Source organism: Mycobacterium sp. NPDC048908, from assembly GCF_043197955.1.
Taxonomy (GTDB): domain Bacteria; phylum Actinomycetota; class Actinomycetes; order Mycobacteriales; family Mycobacteriaceae; genus Mycobacterium.
The window spans coordinates 610,172-635,528 of sequence record NZ_JBICUE010000001.1 but is presented as its reverse complement, the minus strand read 5'-3'; the positions used below and the strand labels follow the sequence as shown (position 1 = coordinate 635,528).

General features: G+C 64.9%; 13 protein-coding genes and 1 pseudogene. 3 read left to right on the top strand and 11 right to left on the bottom strand.

Features of this window, described 5'->3' with window-relative positions; genetic code table 11:
* Position 1: 1 nt before the first annotated feature.
* From ACGFK1_RS03085 to ACGFK1_RS03070, 4 genes are all read right to left on the bottom strand, one after another.
* Positions 2-733 (bottom strand): ABC transporter ATP-binding protein, encoded by a 732-nt coding sequence (locus tag ACGFK1_RS03085; protein WP_393425372.1) that lies wholly within the window; start codon positions 731-733, stop codon positions 2-4.
* Positions 734-809: 76 nt separating this feature from the next.
* Positions 810-6,089 (bottom strand): amino acid adenylation domain-containing protein, encoded by a 5,280-nt coding sequence (locus ACGFK1_RS03080; protein WP_393425370.1) that lies wholly within the window; start codon positions 6,087-6,089, stop codon positions 810-812.
* On the bottom strand, positions 6,067-11,061 hold the full coding sequence (locus ACGFK1_RS03075; protein WP_393425367.1) for a beta-ketoacyl synthase N-terminal-like domain-containing protein: 4,995 nt from the start codon (positions 11,059-11,061) through the stop codon (positions 6,067-6,069). Before ACGFK1_RS03075 ends, ACGFK1_RS03080 begins: the two co-directional genes overlap by 23 nt.
* 194 nt (positions 11,062-11,255) lie before the next feature.
* Positions 11,256-12,626: an FAD-dependent oxidoreductase gene (locus ACGFK1_RS03070; RefSeq protein WP_393425364.1), complete on the bottom strand. Its 1,371-nt coding sequence runs from the start codon at positions 12,624-12,626 to the stop codon at positions 11,256-11,258.
* Positions 12,627-13,660: 1,034 nt separating this feature from the next.
* On the opposite strand from ACGFK1_RS03070, the gene ACGFK1_RS03065 reads away from it, so the two are divergent.
* Positions 13,661-14,395 carry a DUF427 domain-containing protein gene (locus ACGFK1_RS03065; protein ID WP_393425361.1) on the top strand — a complete coding sequence of 245 codons (735 nt, stop codon included), beginning with the start codon at positions 13,661-13,663 and terminating at the stop codon, positions 14,393-14,395.
* Between the two features lie 77 nt (positions 14,396-14,472).
* Entirely contained in the window at positions 14,473-16,299 is a 1,827-nt protein-coding gene (locus ACGFK1_RS03060) for an acyl-CoA dehydrogenase (RefSeq protein ID WP_393425358.1), read from the top strand.
* Between the two features lie 94 nt (positions 16,300-16,393).
* Here ACGFK1_RS03060 and ACGFK1_RS03055 read toward each other — a convergent pair whose 3' ends face one another.
* The 3 genes from ACGFK1_RS03055 to ACGFK1_RS03045 form a co-directional block, all read right to left on the bottom strand.
* Complete coding sequence (locus ACGFK1_RS03055; RefSeq protein WP_393425355.1) at positions 16,394-17,497, bottom strand: acyl-CoA dehydrogenase family protein; 1,104 nt, start codon at positions 17,495-17,497, stop codon at positions 16,394-16,396.
* A gap of 7 nt (positions 17,498-17,504) precedes the next feature.
* Positions 17,505-18,659 (bottom strand): acyl-CoA dehydrogenase family protein, encoded by a 1,155-nt coding sequence (locus tag ACGFK1_RS03050; RefSeq protein WP_393426322.1) that lies wholly within the window; start codon positions 18,657-18,659, stop codon positions 17,505-17,507.
* 125 nt (positions 18,660-18,784) lie between these two features.
* The gene (locus ACGFK1_RS03045; protein ID WP_393425352.1) at positions 18,785-19,705 is read right to left on the bottom strand and encodes an LLM class F420-dependent oxidoreductase; all 921 of its coding nucleotides are present in this window, start codon (positions 19,703-19,705) and stop codon (positions 18,785-18,787) included.
* A 149-nt stretch (positions 19,706-19,854) separates the two neighbouring features.
* On the opposite strand from ACGFK1_RS03045, the gene ACGFK1_RS03040 reads away from it, so the two are divergent.
* On the top strand, positions 19,855-20,787 hold the full coding sequence (locus ACGFK1_RS03040; protein WP_393425349.1) for an LLM class flavin-dependent oxidoreductase: 933 nt from the start codon (positions 19,855-19,857) through the stop codon (positions 20,785-20,787).
* Between the two features lie 52 nt (positions 20,788-20,839).
* On the opposite strand, the gene ACGFK1_RS03035 is transcribed toward ACGFK1_RS03040, so the two are convergent.
* From ACGFK1_RS03035 to ACGFK1_RS03020, 4 genes and pseudogenes are all read right to left on the bottom strand, one after another.
* On the bottom strand, positions 20,840-21,976 hold the full coding sequence (locus tag ACGFK1_RS03035) for an acyl-CoA dehydrogenase family protein (protein ID WP_393425346.1): 1,137 nt from the start codon (positions 21,974-21,976) through the stop codon (positions 20,840-20,842).
* Positions 21,958-22,914: an alpha/beta hydrolase gene (locus ACGFK1_RS03030; RefSeq protein ID WP_393425343.1), complete on the bottom strand. Its 957-nt coding sequence runs from the start codon at positions 22,912-22,914 to the stop codon at positions 21,958-21,960. Before ACGFK1_RS03030 ends, ACGFK1_RS03035 begins: the two co-directional genes overlap by 19 nt.
* Positions 22,896-24,593 carry a hypothetical protein gene (locus ACGFK1_RS03025; RefSeq protein WP_393425340.1) on the bottom strand — a complete coding sequence of 566 codons (1,698 nt, stop codon included), beginning with the start codon at positions 24,591-24,593 and terminating at the stop codon, positions 22,896-22,898. Before ACGFK1_RS03025 ends, ACGFK1_RS03030 begins: the two co-directional genes overlap by 19 nt.
* Positions 24,590-25,295: pseudogene (locus tag ACGFK1_RS03020) on the bottom strand (NIPSNAP family protein). The gene ACGFK1_RS03025 and the pseudogene ACGFK1_RS03020 overlap by 4 nt, the downstream one beginning before the upstream one ends.
* Positions 25,296-25,357: the final 62 nt, after the last annotated feature.

Here is a 25,357-nt window from a genome sequence, read left to right as displayed (position 1 = left end):
GCTATGGCCCGATCCGCTCGGTCGATACTATCTGGGCGGCGTTGCGCGACGTGATGTCGCTTTCGATGCGACCGTCCCGGAACGAGATGAGCCTGGGCGCCTTCTCGGCAATCGAGAGGTCGTGGGTGACCAGGATGATGGTCTGCCCCTCGCGATTCAGCTTCTCGAGAACATCGATGACGTTGCGTCCGTTTCGGGTGTCCAGGTTCCCTGTGGGTTCGTCAGCGAGTATGACGTCGGGCTTGGAGAACAACGCCCGCGCGATCGCCACCCGCTGCTGCTCCCCTCCGGACAGCTCGGCGGGCACCCGTTTGGCCTTGCCTGCCAACCCGAACTGATCCAGCAGTTCGATCGCACGTCGGTGTTGCGCGGATCCGGAGTGGCCGGTGAGCAGACCGCTCAGCATCACGTTCTCGGCGACGGACAGTCCTGCCAGAAGGTTGAACGACTGGAAGACATATCCGAGCTTGGTGCCCCGAAGGCGGGCCAGTTGTCGCCGCGAAAGCTGCGTCACGCTGCGCCCGTTGACCAGAACGTCGCCGCTGGACGGTGGTTCGAGCAGGCCCAGAATGCTGAGCAGCGTCGACTTTCCCGACCCGGACGGGCCGATCAACACCACGAACTCGCCTGCGAGAATTTGCAGGTCGATGCCTTTGAGGATCTGTGTCTCGGCGTCATTGCGGCCGAACGACTTTCGCAGGTCGCGTACCTCGATGACAGCGCGTGCAGACACGCCGTTCCCGTTTGTGCCCGGCCGTGGACCGATCGGCGGCGAAGTGCCTGTTGGAGTGGATCGCGTCACTGGAACCTCAGAACCGGTACGTGGTGCAGCCGACCTGCAGGCCCGAACCGACGGTCACGATCAGACCGATGTCACCCGGTTGCGCCAGTCGTTGGCGCACCGCACGATCGATGCCCAGCGGCACTGATGATGTGAAAGGATCGGCCTCACCGTCGAATTCGACGAACCGCCCGATGTCGATACCGATGCGGTGCGCCAACTCCGCGCGGTCATCTGCCGGCAGGAACGGCGGCACCACCACCTTGATATCCGAGCAGTGCAGGTTCTCCATTCCAAGCAGTTCTTCGACAGCGGCGGGCACCATGTCCAGGTAGTGGGTGGCGAGTTTGGGTTCACGGTCGATCTGCAACCAGGTCCGGCCGCCAGCCTGCCGAGTGTAAGTGGTCAGCGCATCGGCGTGTTCGGGATCGTAGTGGAACACGAACCTGCCGAACCCGACCGAGTCGTCGCTTTTCCTGAGTACAACGGCTGACCCGGTTTGTTGAACGCCCAGCAGTGGGTGTTCACCTGCTGAGGCATTGTTCTCCGTCTCCGAGGTCACCACCATCGCGTTCTCGACTTTTCCTCCGCCGATCATCTGAGTGGCGACCTGGCAGGCGTTGAGGAACCCGACTGCACCGTTCAACACGTCGAAAGCCAGAGTCTTTGTGCCGTCTGCGGATCGGATGTCGTCGTTGGCGCCGATGTCGCCGGCGATGAACGTCGCGATGGCCGGTTCGCCGATGAACTCGTCCCGGTACACCCCTGCGTGTATCAGCAGGCCGAGCTGTGACGGCTCGAGACGGGCGTTGCCGAGGCACGACTTGGCGGCGCGTACCGCGTTCTGCACCGAGCCCGTTCCCGCCACATCCGCGGGAACGGTGCCCACCCCCGCGATCCGCACCCGTGGTGTGGCCTTGACATCGGCACTTTTCAATGCCGTAACACCCTGTGCCCGGCGGCTTGTGCGGCCATGGCGCAGGCGGTCGGGTAGATCGTCGAAGGTGTACAGTGCGGCGCCGACGGTCTGCCCGGAGCCGCTGATACCGAACACTGTGCGATCTCCTGATTGGATGCGGTTGTTGAGCATGTGATCCTTGAGCGCCACCCAGTGTGATGTGCTTGCGGTGTTACCACGCTCAGTCAGGTTGAAGATCGTGTTACCCGGATGGGCGGCGGTCTTCCCGAACTCCCTGTTGATCGCGAGCATCGCATCCTTGAGGGACGATTCAGATGTCTGGTGGATCAGAAGGTGGTCCGAAGTCTGCGGCCGCCATCCGTGCCGTCGCATCACCGCGGCGACGTAGGGTACCGCCGCCTTGACCGCGACGACCGTCGCCGCGATGGAATCGGTGACCATCACCGCTCCCCCGTGCTGCTCCTCGGTTGGTTTCGCGACGCAAAGCCTGCTGTACGCGCCCAGCGTGGCCATGTCGATGTCGTGGAACCCGATGCGGTCGTTGGCACTACGCTCCAGAATCACCGCTGCGCCTGCGTCGCCGAGGGTGAGGCACGCCAGACGCGGGTCCATCGGGCCTTCGATCTCCTTCTGCGCCGTCTCGGCAAGCAGGCTGATGTACTCGCCGCTGACCACCATCGCGCGCCGAATCTGGCCGGTCCGCAGATACGCGTCGGCAACGGTGATGCCGGTCCACATCCCGGCACAGGCGTTGCTGATGTCGAAGGCCAGCGCGTTGGTCAGGCCGCAGCGGTCTCGCAGTCGCACCGCGGTGCCTGGCTCGAATACCAGCTTGAATTCCGGCCCGTCGTATCGAGAGGTGTTGCACGCGATGATCAGATCGATGTCGTCCGGTTCGTGACTCGAACGCGCCATGCAGTCATCGATGGCCTGTCGGGCGAGGTCGATCGCATATTCGCCGGGCCCGACGACGCGCCTGTTCAAGATGCCGGTCAGGCGCCCCAGCGGGATACCGACCTCGGCCGTGCACCCCGCGACAACCGCGTCTGTCGAGACGACCTCGGCCGGTAGGTACGTGCCGATGCTCTCGATCACCGTGCTGCCACCCTGCTGCGTAGGTTTTTCGTCGCCGCCGTCAGTGGTTTCCTCTGACCCGCCTTCGTGTTGGGCGGCCAGTTCGGCGATCGTGCCACACACGAACACCGCTTCCGGCGTCAGCGGGATGCCCGCCGCCTTGGCCTTGACGGTGACCTCCATGCTGTGGGTCGAGCAGCCGCCGAGCGCGAAGAAATCGTCGTGTATGCCAACGCTTTCCACTTCGAGCACCTCGGACCAGATCTCCGCCAGGGTCTTCTCGGCCGGTGTGCGTGGGGCGACGAACTCGCGGTCGGGGGTCGGCGCGGCGGCGGCGGCCGCCATCAACGCGCGGCGATCCACCTTTCCGCTCGGGGTCTGCGGCAGCGCCTCGGTGAAACAGAACACCGCAGGCACCATTGATGCCGGCAACTGGTCGCGCAGGAACAGGCGCATCTCAGTGGTGCCGGGCCGATCCTGGCCGCCCGTGACCAGATGTGCGACCAGTCGCGTGTTCCCGCGGTCGTCAGGCCCCGCCACCACTGCGGCGTCCCGGATAGCGGGGTGCTTGACCAGTGCGGCCTCGATCTCCCCCAGTTCGATTCGTACGCCGCGAACCTTCACCTGATTGTCGCGGCGTCCGACATACTCGATGTTGCCGTCGGGCCGATACCGCGCCAGGTCGCCGGTGCGATACATGAGCTGACCCTCTGCGAACGGGTCGGGCGAGAAGCTCGCGGACGTTGCGTCCGGTCGATTGAGGTAACCGCGCCCGACGCCTGCGCCGCCGATGTAGAGGTCACCGACGACACCAACAGGCACCGGTTGCCGTTGTGCGTCAAGCAGATAGACGCGGACATTGGCGATCGGCCTGCCGATCGGAACCGATGGCCCCGACGCACCCCGCTTGCAGTGGAAATAGGTGGCCGTGACGGCGGCCTCGGCAGGGCCGTATTCGTTCCACAACTCGGCGTTCAGAGTGGCGTGGAATCGCTGCGTGAGTTCGTAGGGCACGATGTCGCCGCCGCACGACACGTGGCGCAGCGCGACGCAGTCCTTCGCCGCCGGTTGGGCGAGGAACGACCGCAACGTAGTGGGTACGAAAAAGGCTGCGGTGACCTGGTTTTCAGCGATGCTGTTGGCGATGTACTCGACATCTGTGTGTCCGTCGGGTTTCGCGACGACGATCTGCGCACCGGCGATCAGCGGCCAGAAAATCTCAAGCACCGAAACATCGAAGGCCACCGGAGTTTGGTGTAGTACACGGTCACCGACACCGAGTGGGTCGGTCTGCTGCATCCACAGCAGCCGGTTTCGGATGCCGCCGTGGGTGTTCAGCGCACCCTTGGGCGTGCCGGTAGACCCCGAGGTGTGCACGACGTAGGCGAGGTTGCGCGCTGTCACGCCGACCGAGGACGGGCTGGCGTGCTCGACCAGAGACGGTGAAGGAGCATCGAGGCACACCGGCTCACCGGTGAATCCGGTCAGCCTGTCGAGATGGCGTTGGTGTGTGAGGCAGACCGGTGCGCCGGGCACGCCCGACAGCATGGTGGCAATGCGATTCGCCGGCTGCGCCGGATCGAGGGGCATGAACGCGCCGCCGGCCTTGAGCGCGGCGAGCAGGGCGATGACCAGATCCTCCGAGCGGTCGAGGAGGACCGGAACGAGGGTGTCAGACCCGACGCCCAGGGTCTGAAGCCGGTGCGCCAGCGCGTCGGCGCGCCGGTCGAGTTCGCCGTACGTCAGTTGCCGGTCCTCGAAGGACACCGCCACCGCAGCGGGATGGCGTTGGGCCGTTTGCGCGACCAACTCGTGTAAGCATTCGGGAGCGTCGTAAGTTACCTGCGTTTGATTCCATGCCTTCTGCTCCCGCGACTCGTCGTCCGTGAGCACCGGCAACTGGGACAACCGCTTGTCGGGGTCGGCCACGACACCATGTAGCAGCGTGAGGAAGTGTCCGGACATTCGCTCGATGGTGGCCTGGTCGAAGAGGTCGGTGTTGTACTGCAATGCGCCGATCAGCCGTCCGTCCAATTCGCCCATCATCATCATCAGGTCGCTCAGCGCGCCGCCCTGGCCGATGTGCACCGACGTCAGGTTCAGCGAGTTCACGCCGGCCGCTGCAGAACTGCCCGCATCGCGGAAACGACGGACCTGCTCCCACGCGAAGCTGACCTGGAACAGCGGTGCGTGACTCGGATCCCGGACCGGATGCAGCCGCTCCACAAGCAGGCTGAACGGATATTCCTGATGTTCCAGTGCCCCAAGCACTGTCTGCTTGATGCGCCCCAGCAGGGCGGCGAACGTGGGGTCGCCGCTCATATCGACGCGCAGGACCAACGGGTTGGCAAGGTATCCGACGAGTTCCTGGATCGCCGCGGATTCCCGGCAGGCGAACGGTGATCCGATCGGCAGGTCGGATTGGCCGTTGTAGCGGTGCAGCAGAGCGGCGTACGCGGCGAGCAGGGTCATGTACGGCGTCGCTCCCGCACGACGGCCGATCTCCTTGCACTCGGCGGTGAGTTCGGCGTCGATCGTGAAATGATGTACCGCACCGCGATAGGTCTGCGCCTGCCGTCGCGGGCGGTCGATCGGCAGGTTGGTGACGGGCAATTCACCGGAAAGCTGCTCACGCCAATACTTCCAGAGGCGGTCCCCGTACTCACCTTCCAGCGCGAGGTTCTGCCTGCGGGCATGCTCGACATAGGTGTCCGCGCACCCGTCGGGCGCCTCTGCGCCGAACTGCGCGGCGTAGAGCAGGCGAAGCTCGTCGAGAAGGATATCGAGCGACCAGAAGTCTACTGCGATGTGATGGATGGCCAGGACCAGTACGTGGTCCTGCGGTCCGCGCCTCAGCAGGGTGAGCCGGAATACCGGCCCGGTTTCGAGGTCGAAGGGGCGGCTCGACTCCCGACGCAGCCAGTCCTGCAGTCCGTACTCGCCGGGGTCGAGGTCGTGTCGAGCCATCCTCAACCGCCAACGTGGGTGCACCCGCTGTATCGGTTGGCCGTCGCGGACGCCATAAGTGGTGCGCAAGACGGCATTTCGATCGACAAGAGCCTGAGCGGCGCGTTCCAGCGCATTTACGTCGAGTTCGCCGCTGATCAAACCCGCATACGTGATGATGTGTGCGGGGCTGCCTGGCGAGAGATTCTCCATGAGCCACAGTGATCGCTGCCCGAAGGACAGCCGATGCGTTGACGCGGAAGACTCCGCCTTTTCGCGCAGCAACCGCGACAGCAGTGCCCGCTTTTCGTCAGCGGACAGGCCCGCGATGTCCGCAATGTCTACGTCACGACCAATGGTCTCTGTCATTAGCAGCCTCACCAACATTCAATATTTCGCGGAGTAGAGCATCGACGTCGTCGTCCGACACTTCCTCCACCTGCGTGAGCAAATCGCTCCACCGTGCATTGCCGAAATCATCTGTCCCCGCGTTCGAGTCGGCCGCGACCACACTTCGGTCGGTAGACCCCCTCGCAGTCGATTCGTGCCTGCCCGACTCGGAGAACGCGGCGGCGAGCCAATTGGCCAGCCCGACGACGCTTGGCCCGTCCAACAGCGTGGTGAGAGGCACCACGATGCCGGTGTCGCACTCGACTTGTGCGCGCAGTTCCGCCGCGATCAGAGAGTCGATCCCGAAGCTGATCAGTGGCAGTTCGACGTCGAGGCGCGACGGCGCCATGTCGATTCTGGCCGCGACATGATCACGCAGATACTCCGTCAGGAGCTGTTGGCGCTCCCGCTGATTGGCACGGCTCAGTGCGGCCATCAAGCCGACTTCCGGCTCCAGGACCTCCTCGTCGGGCGTGCTCGCCGCTGCGTCGCCCAGCCAGAAACGTTCCCGCTGCCACGGGTAGGTCGGCGCGACGACCGGTCGGCAGCCCGATGGGTGAAGCGGTTCCCAGGTCACTGCGTGTCCGGCGGTGTACAGGTTGGCAAGCGATGTCAGCATGGCCGCGCGTTCGGATTCGCCGGAGCGAATGGACGGCAACAGAACCCCCGCAGGCACAGCCGCGTCTTCGCCGATGGACGGGTGCGGGCTGATCTCCACGAACGTGTCGTGACCGCGTTCGGCCAGCCGACGGATTGCTGACGAAATACGCATCGGTGAACGGAGATTCGCCATCCAGTGAGCATCGTGCCGAAGCTGGCCGTCCAGCGCGTCTCCGGTCACGGTGGAGTACACCGGGACCTTCGCGGGCTGCGGCGAAAGGTCGTCGAGTACCTCGTTGAGTTCGGCGCGCGCCGCCCGATCACTCGTGCGCCGGACCAGACGCGTGCGCACACAGATCAGGCGGGCGGCGTCCTCCAGGCTCAGCACGCCGGCCACGTGTGCCGCGGCTACCTCGCCGATGCTGTGGCCGATTACGGCCGTGGGCTCGATCCCCCACGACCGCCACAGAGACGTCAAGGCCACCTGCATCGCGAAGACCGCCGCTCCGGCGATGTCGACGTCGTCGAGATAACCGTCGGGACGATCGGCGAGCAACTCGGTGAGCACGGAGCGGGTGAGGTGGGGGCGTAAAGCGCGGTCGGTCGTCGTCAGCGCATCCCTGAAGGCGGGTTCTTGCGCATACAGCTGTCGGCCCATTCCGCACCACTCGGATCCCTCGCCGCCGAACACGAACACTGTGTTCGGTCGCCGGTCCGGACGTCGTCGCCCGATCGACACAGCGGGATGTGGCTGCCCGTTTCGGTGCGCAGCCAGTGCTTCCAACAGTTCGTCGCGCGTCCGGCCGACCACAGCCAGTCGGTGATCGTGGTGGGCGCGGCGGACGCCGGCGGTGTAGCAGAGGCCAGCGACGGGAGCCCCGTCAGCGAGGGCTGATGCGTAGCGCTCCGCCAATTCGACGAGGGCCTCGGGCGAACGGGCCGACAGCGGCAGCAACTGGATGTCGTCATCGGTGCCGTCGTCCGCCGTGCCCGTGGCTGAGAGCTGCGGCGCCTCGGCCAGCACGACGTGCGCATTGGTGCCACCGAAGCCGAATGCGCTGACGCCCGCGACTCCCCGGCCGCTGCCCTGCCACGGTGTCAGGCGCTCGGCAACCCGCAATGGCAGCCTGTCGAAGGGGATGTTCGGGTTGGGCCGCGCGAAGTTCAGGGTCGGCGGAACTGTCCGATGCTGCAGGGCCAGAGCAACTTTGATCAGCCCCGCGATTCCCGAGGCGGCTTCCAGGTGACCGATGTTCGTCTTGACCGAGCCGATCATGCAGGGTTCGTTCGGCGCCCTATCCTCGGCCAACACCGCGCCAAGGGCGTCCGCCTCGACGGCGTCACCGAGGAGGGTGCCCGTGCCCTGTGCTTCCACGTACTGCACCACGCCCGGCGACAAGCCTGCGCGTCGGTAGGCGTCGGTGAGGACGCTTTCCTGCGACTGCCTGCTGGGCGCCATCAAACCATTCGTCCGCCCGTCCTGATTGACCGCACTACCGCGTATCACCGCGTAGATCGAATCCCCGTCGGCCAACGCGGAACTCAACCGTTTGAGGACGACGACGCCTGCCCCTTCGCCACGCACCCAGCCATCGGCGCGGGAGTCGAATGTCTTGCAGCGCCCGTCTGTCGCCAGCACGCCGGTCTTCAAGAAACTGACGTTCGGTTCACGGGTCAGCATGACGTTCACGCCGCCGGCCAGCGAGAGGGTTGACTCGCCGTCGCGCAGACTGCGGCACGCGAGGTGAACGGCGACCAGCGATGACGAACACGCGGTGTCGATCGACATACTCGGCCCGCGGAAGTCGAAGGTGTAGGAGAGCCGGTTGGCGGCGATGCTGATCGCGGTGCCGGTCCCGCTGTAGGCGTCAGCAAGATCCGGGCGGAGCATCGAGAGGTGCTGGTACTCGTTGGTGGAGATGCCGGTGAACACACCGACGCGGCCGCCTGCCAATTCGTCCGGCACCTGCCCGGCGTCCTCGAGCGCCTCCCACGCCACTTCCAGCAGCAGGCGCTGCTGCGGATCCATGCGGGCGGCTTCGCGTGGGGAGATACCGAAGAATGCGGCATCGAACTGGTCGACCTGGTCGAGAAAACCGCCAAATTCCTGTGCGTCAGCCGTGAGACCGGTTTCTTTCCAACGGCTTTCAGGTGCCTTCTGCACTGCGTCCACGCCGTCGCACAGCATCCGCCAATACGCCGATGGCCCATCCGCTCCCGGGAAACGACAACCGATTCCGATGATCGCGATGGGTTCGTCGGCGTCGAGGGTGGGCGAAGGCTCATTAGGCGCCTGCTCGGCGCGCCGCGCATCGGAGGCCAGGTGATCGGCGAGTATCTCGATCGTCGGATAGGAGTAGGCGAGCGTCGGTGACAGCTCGCGCCCGATCCACGATTCCAGCGCCTTCATCAGCTGAATCGACCGCACCGAGTCGAGACCGTATGCCGCGAATGGTTGGGTGATGTCGATCTCGGTGGCTACCAGTCCGAGATCAGCGGCGAGTTGCTCCACGAACCAGGCTTGAATTTCCTCAGCGCTGCGCCCGGCATGCGCGAGTGGTTCAGCCGTCGCTGCCGTGACCAGCTGCCGGTTGCCGACCTCCGGCGCCTGCCACTGCGCGAACGCTTCGAGCCGGCCGTCAACGAACTCCCGCTTGCAGGTGCTGCGGCGAATCTTCCCGCTCGATGTGGTCGGGATTCTCAGCACGTCCACCAAAAGTATTGTGTGCGGCTTGATTTGGTGTTCGTCGGTGATGGCGGTGCGGATCGCGGCGATCACCTTGTCGGTGTCGGGATCGGCGATCTGTTGGCGATCGACCTCCTGCACGACGACAAGCTGCTCGGGCCCCGACTCCCCGGCGACCGAGAACACAGCGCCACGGCCGTTCATCAGACCCGAATGCGTCTGCTGCACAGTGAGTTCGATGTCGGTGGGGTGGTAGTTGCGCCCGCGGATGATCACCACATCTTTGAGCCGGCCCGTGACGAACAGCTCTTCATCGGCGGCCAGGAATCCCAAATCTCCCGTGCGCAAAAAAGGCCCCTCGTCCGTGTCGGCCGTTCGCGCCTTGAACGTCTCCTCTGTCTCGGGCTCCTTGCCCCAGTAGCCATTCGCGACATTCGGGCCCGCGATCCAGATCTCCCCCACTTCGTCTGGGGCGCGCCGGGTGCCGGTGTCAGGGTCGACGATGATGATCTCTTGGCTTGCATCCGCACGCCCGCAACCCACGATCGACATGGCGCTCACGTGATCGGATGGCACCGAGGTGATTCGGTTGTCCCGCAGCGCGGTTTTGTCGATGTGTCGCACGGTCGGCGCCACATCACGGTCCGGTTCGCCGGACACCAGCAGGGTGGCCTCCGCCAAGCCGTAAACCGGGCTGAACGCCTGCTGCCGGAAACCCGCAGGGGCGAAGGCTTCCGTGAAGCGCTGCATCGTCGCCGCGCGGACCGGTTCTGCGCCACTGAGTGCAGCGGTCCAGTGGGACAGGTCGAGCTTGGCCCTCTCCTCGGCGGTGCTGCGTTCAACGCACAGGTCGTAGGCGAAGTTGGGGGCCACGCTGATGTCGGCGCGATAGCGGGAGATCATCTCGAGCCAGCGCATCGGGCGCTGAATGAAAGCCGACGGCGGCATGAGGAAGGCGGTGCCCCCGGCGTAGATCACTTCGAGGGTTGCACCGATGAGACCCATGTCGTGATGCATTGGCAGCCAACTCACCAACCGTACATCGTCGCCGCGTACCAATCTGTGCATGTCCTTGAGATTGGCCAGCAGGTTGCCGTGAGTCAGCTGGACACCCTTGGGGGTGCCCGTCGAGCCGGAGGTGTACTGGACGAACGCCGTTGCCTGCGCGTCGGTCTCAGGCAGGGCCAAATCCCCGGCGTTGCGATAGGCCACGTCCGTGTCGACGGCACACCATTGCAGAGTTGCGCCATCGGGCATCTCGTCGATGACAGGCTTCAGCTCGCTTTGCACCTCCGCCGTCGTGAGCACGAAGCCGGCGTGGGCGTCAGCCATGATGGAGGCGACCCGCGTCATCAGCCGGGTATGGACCGGCGGATGCAGCGGTATCGCAACCGTCCCTGCGTAGAAGCAGCCGAAGATGGCGGCGATGAAGTCGAGGCCGGAGGGGCACAGCACCAGGGCTGTGCCCGTGGCCGTATCGCGGTGAAGCAACGTGGATCCGATCGCTCGCGCCCTAGCGTCGAGCTGCCGATACGTGATGCGCGCAGTCTCCTCTTCACCATCGCGGCTGTAGACGAATGCAATTTTGTCGCCGTAGCGCCTCGCGGCGTTGGCCAGCACATCCGCCAAGGATCCTGGTGGTGTTTGCGATTCCTGCGCCTGCATATTTCTCTCAATCGGTCTGCTAGTCGTGGTTGACGTTCACCCACCTGAGCTGGAGCGGACGAACCCCTTACTGCCTCACAGCGCACCGCGATGGAAATGAATCCCACTGGCAGACAGGCAATTTTGGCGTGGCGTCAAAAGGTCCCACCTCATCTCAAACGCTTTCGCACGTGTTCATGGTTGCGTGACAAATGTCACCGGGCGGCCGTCAGGTCGGCGATCGGCCGGTTGGGTGTCACGATTGGTCGGCGTTGACCGATCAGCAGTCGCAGGATCATCCCAGGGTGCAGTAACCGCACCGGGGAGTCGACCATCCCGGCAACCCTCAGAAATTGTGCGGTGACCGCCGGGTCGGATTCGGCTGCGGTCAGCAGGCGCTCGAGGTATGCGTTCGTCAATCGCATCCACAGTGGTCGCGGGCCGGTGACGCCCGGCAGGCTCAAATCCGACGACACCGCGGTCCGCCAGGCGGCACCGACCAGCTTCCCAGTCGCGCGAAAATATCGTTGCGGCAATCGCGACCGGCCCCGTCGCAGACAGTCCCTGAGCGTGACGGCTTCCAACGCTGCGATGGTCATACCTTGGCCATAGACGGGGTTGAAACTGCAGAACGCGTCCCCGATCACGACGAACCCCTCCGGGATGCTCCGCATCTTGTCGTATCGGCGCCACCGGTTCGACGGCACCCGATGCTTGCTCACCCCGCCGAGCGGCTGCGCGGCGCGAAGCACCCTCAACACGTCGGGCGGAGCGATGTCCTCGATGAACGAGAGGAGGGCGGCGCAATCCTCGGCCGGCTCGTTGGGCCCGGTCGACCCGACAGACAGCCCCCATCGGTCCCCCTCGTTCTCCAGCAGGGCGAACCCGCTGGTATGACCGGGCTCCGGAAAGACACCGGCGACGTCGACGGGCATGGTTCCGTGCGGGATTTGGAACCATTGACTGGTGTAGGTGAGGCGAATCATCAACTCGTCTTCGGCAGGTCTTCCATAACCGAGCTGTTCGAGGAACACCGGGGTCCGCGACCCGCGCCCGGTCGCATCGACGACCAGATCTGCCGCAATTGTCGACGTTTCGTCGGCAGCGCGGTTGGCGACTATGGCACCGGTCACGCAACCGTTGTCTGCGGTCGAGGTCAACGAGACGACTTCGTGGCGTTCGAGAAACCTGACATTCGCGATGGCGCCAACACGACGACGGACGACATCGTCCAACAGCGGACGGCTCGGGCGATAGTCGCGCAACGGACGGCGCATTCGCCCATGCCTGCTCAGCTGGCGGCCGCCTACCCGGATATCCCGCCGCGACAGATCCCCGTCATCCCACTTGGGCACACCGGCTTCCTCGAGCTCGTCGAGCAGCCCAGGGAACAGGTCCGCCAGAACCTCGACGCCGCGGGTGAGCAGGACGTGCGCGTGGCTGGCCTGCGGCACACCCCTGCGCATCTCCGGCCCCACGGGTAGCGCATCGCGCTCGACCACCACCACGGTGTCGTAGAAGTCGGAAAGTACTCGGGCGGCGAGTAATCCGCTCATGCTCGCCCCCAACACCAATGCGCCTGTCATAACGGGGCTAACGCACGGCACGACCATACTCTTCGGTCGCGTGCTGGAAAGGGGGGTATGTCACATGAGCGTGCATACCCGGCCGACCGCGGTCGGCCCATGCGCCGAAGGTGTGAGCGTCGAATGCGTTGGCGTCTCATCAGAGCCGATGCATCTCTCGCGCCATGCAGGTGTCTTGCATGAACCACTCTGTGCGCAGCGAGATTTGGGGCTTACTGGTGCGTATTGTCCGCTGCGGCACCATGGCGCTGAACCAGCTGCGGTAACGAATCCACCAGCTCCGATGCGCAACCCGCGGGCGGGCAATTGTCGAGTCAGCCAGATCAATGCTTGTAGTAACAATCGCTATGTTATCCACCTTGGCATAAACGGTTGCAGCGCCCGGATTATTCAACGTTCCACCGTGGCCCAGCAGGCGGCGTGAACTGCGATCACGCTCGATCGGAGAATCTCCAGAAGATTGACATTCCGGTGTCAGGCAGTCATAAGGATCGGACCGTGACGCCTCCCGCCGACCAGCCGGAAAGTGTTTGGTTCTCATAGGATTACGACTGCCGCCTCAGGGCAGGCGAATGCGACCACGGACCAAGCGCAATACACGGTGAAGTACAGCCCGACAACGTCATTCGCCGTCCGAGCGGCAATCGACTCCGGCATCCACAGATCTCTTGCAGCGTTGCCGGCAACCCAATCCGGGCCGTTGCCGAGATCGCACCGAAATATCCGTGCCGTCCCCGGCGTGCGGTTGACGGATACAGGCCGGGGAACGGTACTTGCTAATACGCCTCGCTCTGCGCAGATCTTCCATGAAGCAAACCGACATGTTTTCAAATGAACTGTGTGGGTTCGACGTTCACCAACGACTCCTCATCGCATCGAGTTGTGTTGGCACCCGCACCGCTTGGTGTCTCCGGGCTGGGCGGGCTGGCGAGTCCAGGCTGGAATCGCTGAGCCAGAAATAGGCACTTTCACGCCGTTGTTGTGTCGCAGGTGTTTTGCACCGTAGGTCGCCCGTAGTGACGTAATTTGAGGGCATGAGTCTCGTCGCAGGCCGCGGCCCCCTCAGCGAGGACCCCGCAGGCTGGTTCTCCTCACCGCTGCCCGACGATGTCGTGTTCGTCGAACCCCATCCGCGACGCGTACAGGCCATCCGCGCCGGACAGACGGTGATCGACACCGAGCGGGCGTTGTTGGTGCACCGACGCGGCCACCCACTCAGCTACGTGTTCCCCGCAGACGGCGTCGGCGACCTCGCCGGGCGCCCCGAACCGCACGCGCCGGGCTATGTCCACGTGCCGTGGGACGCCGTCGACACCTGGTTGGAGGAAGGGCGTCGACTCGTCCACTACCCGCCGAATCCGTACCACCGGGTCGACTGCCGCCCCACCAAGCGGCGACTGCGGGTCACCGCGGCAGGCGCGGCACTGGTCGACACGACCGACACGGTGATCGTGTTCGAGACCGCGCTGGATCCCCGCCTCTATGTAAATCCCACCCTGGTTCGCACCGACTTGTTGCGACGAACCGCGACGAGCAGCTACTGCAACTACAAGGGATACGCGACGTACTGGGCGGCGGTGGTCGGCGACACGGTGATCGAGGATGTGGCGTGGAGCTACCAAGATCCCCCGCCGGAAAGCCTGCCGATCGCGGGATTCCTCAGCTTCGACAGCGCCCGCGCGGACGTGATGGCCGAGCTGCCGGGGTTCGGTGTGACGCCTGTCACACATCGACGTCCGACCTCATACCCTACGGTTCCGTCACCGTAGGTTGCGCCTGGTTACGGTTGCGTACGTTTTCCCCGCTCAGCCACACTTTGCACAGCTTGCCGAGCGGAAGGAATCGCGTGGGCCACTACATCGCCAACGTCCGTGACATCGAGTTCAACCTGTTCGAGGTGCTGCGCATCGGCGACGTGCTCGCCGGTGACGGCTACGGCGATCTCGATGCCGACACGGTTCGCACGATGCTCGACGAGGTCGCGCGGCTTGCAGAGGGTCCGGTGGCCGAATCGTTCGCCGCGGCCGACCGGAATCCGCCCGTCTTCGATACTGAGCACCACACCATCAGCGTGCCTGGCGAATTGGCGAAGTCGGTGCAGGCGATCAAGGATTCGGACTGGTGGCGCGTCAGCATTCCCGAAGAGATCGGCGGGATCGCCGCGCCGGCGCCCGTGGTGTGGGCGATCAACGAGATCCTGGTGTGCGCCAACCCGTCCGCCGCGTTCTGGTGGGCGCTGGGCCCTGCGATGGCGCGGGCGCTGTTCGTCGAAGGCAACGACGAGCAGAAGCGTTGGGCGGCAATGGGTATCGAACGTGGCTGGGCGGCAACCATGGTGTTGACCGAGCCCGACGCGGGCTCCGACGTCGGCGCGGGCCGCGCCAAGGCCATCGCGCAACCCGACGGCACCTGGCACATCGAAGGTGTCAAGCGATTCATCTCCGGTGGCGATGTCGGCGACACCGCCGAGAACATCTTTCACTTGGTGCTGGCCCGTCCAGAGGGCGCGGGTCCAGGCACCAAGGGGTTGAGCCTGTTCTACGTGCCGAAGTTCTTGTTCGACCCCGAGACCTTCGAACTCGGTCCGCGTAACGGCGTCTTCGCGACGGGCCTCGAACACAAGATGGGACTGAAGTCCTCCCCCACATGCGAATTGACGTTCGGCGCGCACGGCATTCCGGCCGTCGGCTATCTGGTCGGCGACGTGCACAACGGCATCGCGCAGATGTTCACCGTCATCGAGAACGCGCGGATGACCATCGGCGTCAAGGCGGCGGGCACGCTGTCAACCGGCTACCTCAATGCGTTGGCATTCGCGAAAGAACGGGTGCAGGGTGCCGATTTGACCCAGATGACCGACAAGACGGCGCCGCGGGTGACGATCATCCACCACCCCGATGTGCGCCGCAGTTTGATGACGCAGAAGGCGTACGCCGAGGGATTGCGGGCGCTGTACTTCTACGCCGCAGCCCACCAGAACGACGATGTGGCTCAACTGGTGTCGGGAGCCACCCCCGATATGGCGCATCGGGTGGACGATCTGCTGCTGCCGATCGTCAAGGGCGTGGGCTCGGAACGGGCCTACGAGCTGCTGACCGAGTCGCTGCAGACACTCGGCGGTTCGGGCTTTCTTCAGGACTATCCGATCGAGCAGTACATCCGCGACGCCAAGATCGACTCGCTGTATGAGGGCACCACCGCGATCCAGGCGCTGGACCTGTTCTTCCGCAAAATCGTTCGCGACCGCGGCGAGTCGCTCGCCCACGTGGCGGCCCAGATCACCAACACGATCGACACCTGCGACGCCGAGCTGAAGACTCAGGGCGCGCAACTGCGCACCGCGCTGGAACACGTCCAGGCGATGACCGCCACCATGACCGGCTACCTGATGGCGGCGGCTGAACAGCCAACGGATATCTACAAAGTCGGCCTCGCCTCGGTGCGGTACCTGCTCGCCGTCGGTGACCTGATCATCGGGTGGCGCCTGCTGGCCCAGGCCAATGTGGCCCACGCCGCGCTGACGGCGGCCACGGGCGACGAGGCGTTTTATCGGGGCAAGATCGCGACCGCGAGGTTCTTCGCCGCCAACATGCTGCCCAACCTGGCGGCGGTCCGCAGCATCGTCGAGAACCTCGATGACGACCTCATGACGCTGCCCGAGGCCGCCTTCTGACCCACCCGCTTTCGCCCAGACTGCGGTGAGATCTCGATTTCCGCCGAAACCGCGATCTGACCGCAGTTTCGGCGCGCTTGTGCGCATACAAGCGCTATAGCAAGACGGTTCCGTAGGTGCCGATCTGCCCGACCAATGCCCGAAGGTGATCGTCGGTGGTGCCCAACGTGTTTCCAATCGCAGTGAGCCGGGCGGCGTAGTGGCCGACAGGGTATTCGGCCGTCATCCCGATGCCGCCGTGCAGTTGAATCGCTTCCTGCGCGATGTGTCGTCCGGACCGCCCGATCTGCAGCTTGGCCCTCGCCGCGATCACCGGGTCGAAGGTGCCGTCGGCGATCGACATCGCGGCATAGAAGTTCATGCTGCGGGCCAACTCGAGTGAGACGTACATGTCCGCGGCGCGTTGCGTCAACGTCTGGAATTTACTCAGCGTCACCCCGAATTGCTTTCGGCTGGTGAGGTATTCGGTGGTCAGCCGCAGCGCCTCCTCCATCGCGCCGACCGCTTCGGCGCACAGGGTCGACTGATAGCGGATCACCGCCCGCGCGATGTGCTCGGTGGCGTCGCCGCCGTCGCCGAGTGGTTCGGCGACAACGGAATCGAGATGGATGTCAGCGCCGCGCTGGCCGTCGAAGGTACGGTACGCCCGCCGTTCGGTGGCGGATCCGTCGACGAGGAAAAGGCCGACACCACCGTCGGGCAGCTTCGCGCTGACGATCACGGCATCTGCGGAATCGCCTGCGAGGACGGGGTTCTTGCGACCTGTGACCGACCATCCCTGTCCATGGTGTGCGGTGGTGGCGATGTCGTCAGACGGCCGGCGCATCCCCGGCTCCAGATGCGCGAACGCCAACAATCTGCTGCCCGAGGCGACGTCGTCGAGCACCTGCTTCTGTTGCTCGTTGCCCAGTTCAGCGATGAGTGTCCCAGGTATCAGGGCGGCGTGGGCCACCGGTTCAGGAGCCAGCCGCCTGCCGATCTCGGTGGCTACCACCATGACCTCGATCGGGCCTGCCTCGCCGGGGTCGAAGCCCAGGCCGAGAATCCCCACTTCCGCAAGTTGATTCCACACCTCACGGCTCCAGCCCAGCTCACTGTCGGTCACCTTGTTGAGGCGCTCGATATCGTAGCTGCGCGAAAGCAATTCACGAGTCGTGTCACGCAACAGCTGCTGTTCTACGGTCAGGTCGAAGTCCATGTCCGGCTCACAATCCCAGAATCGTCGACGCGATGATGGTGCGCTGCACTTCGTTTGTGCCGCCGTAAATCGACGTCTTGCGGAAATTGAGGTACCTCGGCGCGGATTCTTGCGCCCACACCGGTGTGTCGATGTCCTCACCCGCTGCAAACGGCAGCGCGTCCGGCCCCGCCACTTCGACGAGCAACTCCATCGCCGCCTGCTGCAGTTGGCTGCCGCACAATTTGAGGATCGACGACGCAGGGTTCGGCTTGCCGTCGGCCGCCGTGCGTGTGACACGCATCTGTGTCAACTCCAATGCCAAGAGTTGGTTCTCCACTTCGGCGACGCGTGCAGCGAAGATCGGGTCGGCGAGCAGGTCGCCAGCTCGTTCTTTCACCTGCGCCAACCACACCTTCGTGGTGCCGATGCGCGCGATACCCGTGCGTTCGTTGCCGAGCAGAAATTTCGCGTACGTCCAGCCCTGGTTCTCCTCACCGACCAGCTGGTCGGCGGGAACACGGACGTCTTCGAAGAAGACCTCGTTGACCTCGTAGCTGCCGTCGATCAGCTTGATCGGCCGCAGCGTGATGCCTGGCGTGGACATCTCGGCCAGCAGGAACGAAATGCCTGCCTGCTTCTTCGGCGCGTTCGGGTCGGTCCTGGCAAGCAGGAAGATCCAGTTCGCGTACTGGCCCAGCGTCGTCCAGGTCTTCTGGCCGTTGATGACGTACGTGTCCCCGTCGCGCACCGCGGTGGTACGCAGCGAGGCAAGATCCGAACCCGCCTCCGGCTCGGAAAAGCCCTGACACCACCAGATGTCCAGATTGGCGGTCGACGGCAGGAACCGCTGCTTGAGTTCATCGGAGCCGAACTGGGCGATCACCGGGCCGACCATCTTGGCGTTGAACGCCAGCGGTTCGGGCACACACGCCAGTTGCAGCTCATCCATCCAGATCTGCCGCTGCAGCGGCGTCCAATCCTTGCCGCCCCACTCCACCGGCCAGTTCGGCACGGCCAGACCGCGCGCGTTGAGGATGCGCTGGCTGGTCATCATGTCGTCGGGAAATTGGGGGTGGCCGGCCCGCACGCGGTCGCGGATCTCGGCCGGTATCTGCGTGGTGAAGAGTTCACGCAACTCCTCGCGGAACGCGGCATCCTCACTGCTCAACGCCAATTTCAAGGTCAACCCCGATCTATCGCGGACGTGCTGGGCGTTATCGACGATTGTGCCGGGCCTGCCCATGGGAGTTGCGCCGGGCTAGGCCGGAGTTCCCACGGCGGTGAAAAGGAAACGTCGGAGTCCGCTCAGCGTGTCAGTGCGATGACCGATTCGCCGAAGCGTTCGATCGTTTCCAGCACATGCGCCACGTTGTCACCCGGCAGGCTGACCTGCAGCCAGGTAACTCCCAGTGCTGCAAGCTTTTCCACACCGCTGAGGTAGGCGTGGGCGTTGAAGTCGTCGGCGCCGGGGCTTCCGCCCTCGGCGTTGGTGAAGCTGATGTCGAGAGTCGATGGATTCCGGCCCGCCGCCTCGAGTCGACGTTGCAGATCGTCGATGCCCTCGGCAAGGCTTTCCGAGTCCATCTGGGCGGTGCGCGCCGTCTGTGCCAGCGTGGCGGGCGCCGGGAACGGGCACCATCCGTCGCCGTGTGTGGCCACCCGCCTGCGTGCGGCGGCGGTGTTGCCGCCGATCCAGATCGGCGGGTGCGGATCGCTCACCGGTCGCGGATGCGCGGTGATGCCGCTGGCAGTGAAATGCTTCCCCTCGTAGGAGAAGTCGTCGGTGGTCCAGATGCCGCGGATCACCTCGAGTGCCTCGTCGAACAACTCGGCGCGCTCGTCGAACTCCACGCCGAGCGCGGCAAATTCGCGTTTGAGGTAACCGACGCCGACGCCGAGGGTGAACCGCCCATCCGACAGCAGATCCAGCGTCGCCGCCGACTTGGCCACCACGAATGGGTTGCGGTACGGCAAGACCACGATGTTCGGGATCAACCGCAGGGTCGTCGTGTGTGCCGCGGCAAAACCCATCGCCACAAAGGGGTCGAGCGCGTCGTGTCCGCCGGCCTCCAACCACCGCTGTGTCGGCGCCGGATGATCGGTGAAGCCGAATCCGTCGAACCCCGCCGCCTGCGCGGCGGCCGCGACCGTCGCGATGCCAGACCCCGTCAACAACTCGGGGTTGTACGGATGGCTGTGCATCGGGTGGGTGACCGTGTATTTCATCTGGATGCTTGCCTCAGAACATTCTTCTCGATTTGTGAGAATGTCGTTACCATGCGAACCACAGAAAGTACAGAGGTCGGGCATGAGCGAGGTGGTGCCGCCGCCGAAGCGGCACGGCCGCCATCAGCCATGAAGAATGGACTGCGGTCATGAGCAAGCCGGAGATCGGCGTCTACCTACCTCAGATGGGCTTCACCTACGAGCAGATCCTGCACCGGGCCCGACGATGCGACGAACTCGGCATCGACTCCCTGTGGCTCTACGATCACCTCTACGGGCCCGGCGCTCCGGATTACCCGTCGATGGAAGCGTGGACATTGGCCACGGCGCTGCTGAGCCGCACCGAACACATTCACGTCGGACACATGGTGTTGTGCAACCAGTTTCGTCATCCCGCAGTCCTGGCGAAGATGGCCACGACGCTCGACCAGATCTCGGCGGGCCGGCTTCGACTCGGCATCGGGAGCGGGTCGATCGAGGACGAGCACGACAGGGCCGGGCTGCAATGGGCAACGTTTCGTGAGCGCTCCGAAAAGCTGGGCGAAACGCTGGAAATCCTGCACCAGGCGTTCACCGACGAGGTCATCGACTTCACCGGCAAGCATTTCGCGGTCCGGGACATGCCGATCAAGCCTGGCGCGGTGCGGCAACCGAGGCCTCCGATCGTCGTCGGCGGGGTCGGCGAGAAGTACACGCTGCCGCTGGTGGCGCGTTACGCCGACGTGTGGAACGTGCCCACCTACGCGCTGGGTGACCTGGAGCACAAGGTGTCGGTGCTGCGCTCACTCTGCGACGAGGTCGGTCGCGATCCGTCGAACATCGTGCTGTCGGTGGAGGCGGTGATGGCCCTGGCTCCCGACGACGCGTCACTGCCCGCCGTGCTGGCTTCGGCCGAGAAGCGGTTCGGCGCAGCCGCATTCGGCCTCGAGGAAGGCGGGCTGATCGGCACGCCGGGCGCCATCGTCGACCGGCTGCACGAGTTGCGGCGGCTGGGCTTCGGCCAGATCGTGCTGTTCACCCACGACCGCGGATCCGACGAAACGCTCGAACTGCTGGCGTCCGAGGTGATCGCTCAGCTGTAGCGCGGCCGAAACTGTATTCCAGCAGGCGCTTACTCGCACTTCTCCTGGATGATTACAGTTTCGACGATGTGGGCGTGTAGCGCGGCCGGCCCAACCCGAGTGCGTGTTGGGCGATCATGTTGCGGAATACCTCAAGGGTGCCGCCGTAAATACCCGTCGGCCCGGCCAGTCGGAAGATGTACTCGGCGCGCTCGTTTGACAACGCCGCCGCCGTGCCCATGATGTCCATCAATTCCGGCGCGACGTCGCGCATGGTCTGGGCGATGGCCACCCTGCCGAACATGTCCGGACTGCTCATCGCGGCCTCCATCCTGGCGATGCTGCGGCCAAGACGGTACTTCACCGAGTCGTCGTCGCTGACCAGGGCCGCCACCTCATCCACGGCCTCGGCCAACAACAGCAGATGTTCGGTCATCGCGGCGAGTTTCTGCAGACCGTCGTCCTGCCGTTCGACCGTGCCGTGCTCATCGTTGAGCGCATCGCGCAGTACAGTCCACCCGCTGTTGACGTCGCCGACGCGATACCTGTCCTCGATGTGGACGTCGCTGTAGTAGGTGATGTTGGTGCGGTCGCCGTCGACCGTGCGGATCGGCTGGATCTCGACGCCCGGCCTGTCGAGCGGGACCAGAAACATCGTGAGGCTCTTGTGCTTCGGCGCGTCCGGATCGGTGTTGGTGATCAGATAGACGTACTGCGCGTTCTGGGCGTTCGACGTGAACATCTTGGAACCATTGATAATCCAGCCGTCGCCGTCGCGCACCGCGCGTGTCTTGCACGTCGCGACGTCCGATCCACCCTCAGGTTCGGTATAGCCAAGGCAGAGCCGGATGTGCCCCGACAACACCCCCGGCAGCACCTCGGCCTTGAGCTCTGCCGAGCCGAACTGTTCGACGGCCCGCGCCACCATCGCCGTCGTTCCCCAATGGAACCACGGGGTGTGCGCCCGACCGATCTCCAGATTCCAGATGCGGCGGCGCAGCCTGCTGAAGCCGCCGTGGTCCTCGTCCTTGAAGTCGGCGGCCAAGTAGCCCTTCGCGCCGAGCGCCAGGTGCACACCTTCGTCGAAGTTCTCGCCGGTTTCCCGGTCACGGTCGATCACCTCCTGGGTGACCAGGGTCTGCAGGCACGCTCGCAGTTCGTCGCGGAACGCCTGGTCCTCATCGGAGAGCGCTACGCGGGAGAAGTCCAATTTGTCCGCCTTTCCATCGTGTCATCGTCCGACTCGTGGAGCGCTCGGCGCAACGCGGCGCCCTGCAAGTCGAACAGCTGCTGGCTGGTCTCCCACTCCGGGATCAGCGAGTCGAAGCCATGGCACGTGCCAGGGAAGACGTGAAGTTCGCTGCCCACACCGGCCCACATCAGCCTCAGGGCATAGTCGATGGCCTCGTCACGCAGCGGGTCGAGTTCTGCGCTTGAGATGAAAGCCTCTGGTAGACCGCCTAACTCGGCACTGCGAGCCGGTACGGCGTCCGCGGGTGCCCCGCCGTCGGCGAGGTAGTGCCGCCACATCTGACCCACTGCGGGACCGTCGAAGCCCGGGGTGGTGACGAACTCGTCCTTCGACGGCGTCGGGCGGTCGTCGAGCACCGGCTGGTGTAGCAGTTGGAACACCACCGGCGGCGCCGCGCCGCGAGCCGCCCGCTGTGCCAGAAGCGCCGCCAGCGCTGCCCCTGCGCTGCTGCCCGCGACCGCAAGTCGGGCGGTGTCGATGCCGAGGTTCGCGCCGTTGTCAGCGACCCACAGCAGTGCGGCGGCCGCGTCGTCGAGTCCGGCCGGATACGGGTGCTCAGGAGCCAACCGGTAGTCGACCGAGATCACTGCGCAGTGCCCGCGGCGGGCCAACTCGACGCACTGCCGATGATCGGTGTCGAGGTTGCCGAGAACGAACGCACCGGCGTGGCAATAGATCACCGCTGGCGCGGGTGGCGCTGCCCCGCGATAGATGCGTACCGGGATGGAGCCCGCCTCGCGGTTTTCGATCTCCACTCCGACCGTGTTGACCTCGCTGCTGGCCTGGGCGCGGCGCTGGTTGAGCGAATCTCGGACGACCCCGAGGACGCTGGCCGACAGGTCTGTGCGCGCCGCCGCGAACTGCCGCAGAGCCGGGGCTAACCGCTCCGCGACCATGCGGCATTCACCTGCTCTCCTGCCTCGCTCGCGGTGCCGGGGGTGAAGACGTAGTCGGCGGCCTTGAAGCGGCGCGCCATCCGCCAAAATGCGCTGGCGCTGCGCGGCCACTGCGTGACCACCCGGCCGTTGGGGGCGCGAAAGTAATTGCTGCACCGTGTCAACCACACGGTGTCCGCCATCCAGCCGTCGATCTTCGCGGTGAAGTCGGCCATCACGGCGCGCCGCACCGCGATGTACGGCTTGCCCCGGCGCCGCATGTGTTTCAGCGAGCGCACGATGTAGCGGGCCTGCGCTTCCAGCATGAGAATCACGCTGTTCGACCCGACGTTGGTGTTCGGGCCGTACAGCATGAAGAAGTTGGGGAACCCGGGCACCGTCATGCCCAGGTAGGCGTACGCGCCGTCGCTCCACGTCTCCTGCAACGTCACCCCCTGTTCGCCGGTCACGTCGATCTGGCCGAGATAGTCGGCCGCGGCATAGCCGGTGGCGCACACCACCACATCGACATCCAGTTCAGTGCCGTCCTCGGTCACCAGCGACCGGGCGCGTAGCGTCCGCGCGGGACTCGACACCACCTCGACGTGCGGCTGCGTCAACGCCTGTAGATAGTCGGTCGCGAAGACCAGTCGCTTGCAGCCGAACGGGTGATCGGGAGTCAGCTTGCGGCGCAACTGTTCGTCGCGCACGGCCGCCTCGAGGGCGCGCAGCGCGACGCCCTTGAACTCCTGCGTCTTGGCGCTACCGTTCTCGATGACCGCGATGTTGGACTCGCTTCGCAGCCACAACCGCGTCCGGTAGACCTTCTTCGCGAACGGCACGTGGGCGAATATCCACTTCTCCCGACCGGTGTACGCCCGGTCGGGTTTCGGCAGGATCCAGGTGGGCGATCGCTGCACGGAGTACACCCGCTTGGCCACCTTGGCGACCTCCGGCACCAACTGCGCCGCGGTTGACCCCGTGCCGAGGACCGCGACGCGGGCATCGTGCAGATCGACGTTGTGGTCCCAGCGCGCCGTGTGCATGACCGTTCCGCAGAACCGTTCCTGCTCAACGAGGTCCGGCAGCACGGGCTGGATGTACTCGAGATAACCGGGCCGGGCGTTGGCGACCTCTACCCCGGTACCGGGCTGGGCAAGGCTGCCTGCGTTGACGGTGGCCAGCACGTCGGGGGCGAGATCGCCTGGCAGGCCCAACAATTCGCAGACGACCGATGCGGCGACGATCCCGCCGTACTCCTGTGTCAGGTCGAACGCACCACGTGGCAGCAGTTCATCGAGGCGTTGGTTGGCCAGCTCACGGATCCGGTCAGCCAGCGCGGACACCGACTGCGGCCGGAACGGCGCCGATGTGCAGCGGCGCACATTGTCGTAGATCGGTGTGTCGAAGTTAGCGTGGAACGGCATCGGATGCAGGGGCGGATCGGGCGCGGCACCGTCGTTGCGCCGTTCCAAAACCGCTGCGGCGGGCAGCGTTCCCTCGGATGCCACGAACGTACCGTCATTGACCTCGAGTACCTGCCAGATGGCGGAGAATCGGGAAAGGGCGTACGTGTCCCACTTGTCGATGTAGTAGACCGGATGTTCGTCGCGCAGCACCCGGTAGTACGGCAGCGGGTCGGCCATCACGGCCGGATCGAACGGATCGTACGAAAACTTCTGAAGTAGCCGTGTGTTCATTGCAGCGGTGATGGCGGCAGGGCTCGCAGGATGGAGTCCTCCCAGCCGTCGCGCAGAGCGGGCGCGACGCTCATCCAGGTGACGATCTCGGCCGGCGGGCTGTCTTTCCATGACGGATAGTGGTTTTCGAAGCAGCCCCAGTCGCCGTCAAGCGCCCAGTAATGGATCAACCTCGTTGAACCGGAAGGTCGTGATGAAGGAACCGAGCCAGCGCTTGCCGGTGCGCTCCGACCACGGCACGTAGAGCCGCTCGAGTTCGCGGATGTAGTCGTCCTGGCGACCCGGTTTGGTCTGCATGACCTCCTGGATCACCAGCCCCGCGGAAAAGTTCGTCTCCTTCAGTTGAGCGAGCGTCTTGTTGGTCGCACCGGCGTACATGATCCTGCCCTCCCCCGAGGCGCCGATATCGGACAACAACGCCGCCCGTTTCGCCGCGGTTTCTGCGTGGCTGCCGCCACGCGCCTGTGCTCGCCCGATGCGGGCATAGTCGGCGAACGCGTCGATCTCCCAGATGATCGTCACCTGCGGCCAATGCCCGTTGTAGGGCGTAGTCTCCCAGATGGCGAACAGCCGCACCCCGAGGTCTTCCATCATCGGGTGGTAGACGTCACTGAACAGCTCGGTGAATTGCTCGCCGCCCCCGGAGCCCAGGTCGATGGTCTCGTGCAAGTAGAGCAGCGTGTGGCTGTGGTAACGCTTCATCGTCGCCGAACGCCGCACCTGGTTGACAGTGGCACCTAGCGAGCGTGACACTTACGGCGTGA

Excerpts from the sequence above, each read along its gene's own strand:
- ACGFK1_RS03080 (WP_393425370.1), bottom strand. The coding sequence starts at position 6,089 with ATGACAGAGACCATTGGTCGTGACGTAGACATTGCGGACATCGCGGGC.
- ACGFK1_RS03075 (WP_393425367.1), bottom strand. The coding sequence starts at position 11,061 with ATGCAGGCGCAGGAATCGCAAACACCACCAGGATCCTTGGCGGATGTG.
- ACGFK1_RS03070 (WP_393425364.1), bottom strand. The coding sequence starts at position 12,626 with ATGACAGGCGCATTGGTGTTGGGGGCGAGCATGAGCGGATTACTCGCC.
- ACGFK1_RS03065 (WP_393425361.1), top strand. The coding sequence starts at position 13,661 with ATGAGTCTCGTCGCAGGCCGCGGCCCCCTCAGCGAGGACCCCGCAGGC.
- ACGFK1_RS03055 (WP_393425355.1), bottom strand. The coding sequence starts at position 17,497 with ATGGACTTCGACCTGACCGTAGAACAGCAGCTGTTGCGTGACACGACT.
- ACGFK1_RS03045 (WP_393425352.1), bottom strand. The coding sequence starts at position 19,705 with ATGAAATACACGGTCACCCACCCGATGCACAGCCATCCGTACAACCCC.
- ACGFK1_RS03040 (WP_393425349.1), top strand. The coding sequence starts at position 19,855 with ATGAGCAAGCCGGAGATCGGCGTCTACCTACCTCAGATGGGCTTCACC.
- ACGFK1_RS03030 (WP_393425343.1), bottom strand. The coding sequence starts at position 22,914 with ATGGTCGCGGAGCGGTTAGCCCCGGCTCTGCGGCAGTTCGCGGCGGCG.
- ACGFK1_RS03025 (WP_393425340.1), bottom strand. The coding sequence starts at position 24,593 with ATGAACACACGGCTACTTCAGAAGTTTTCGTACGATCCGTTCGATCCG.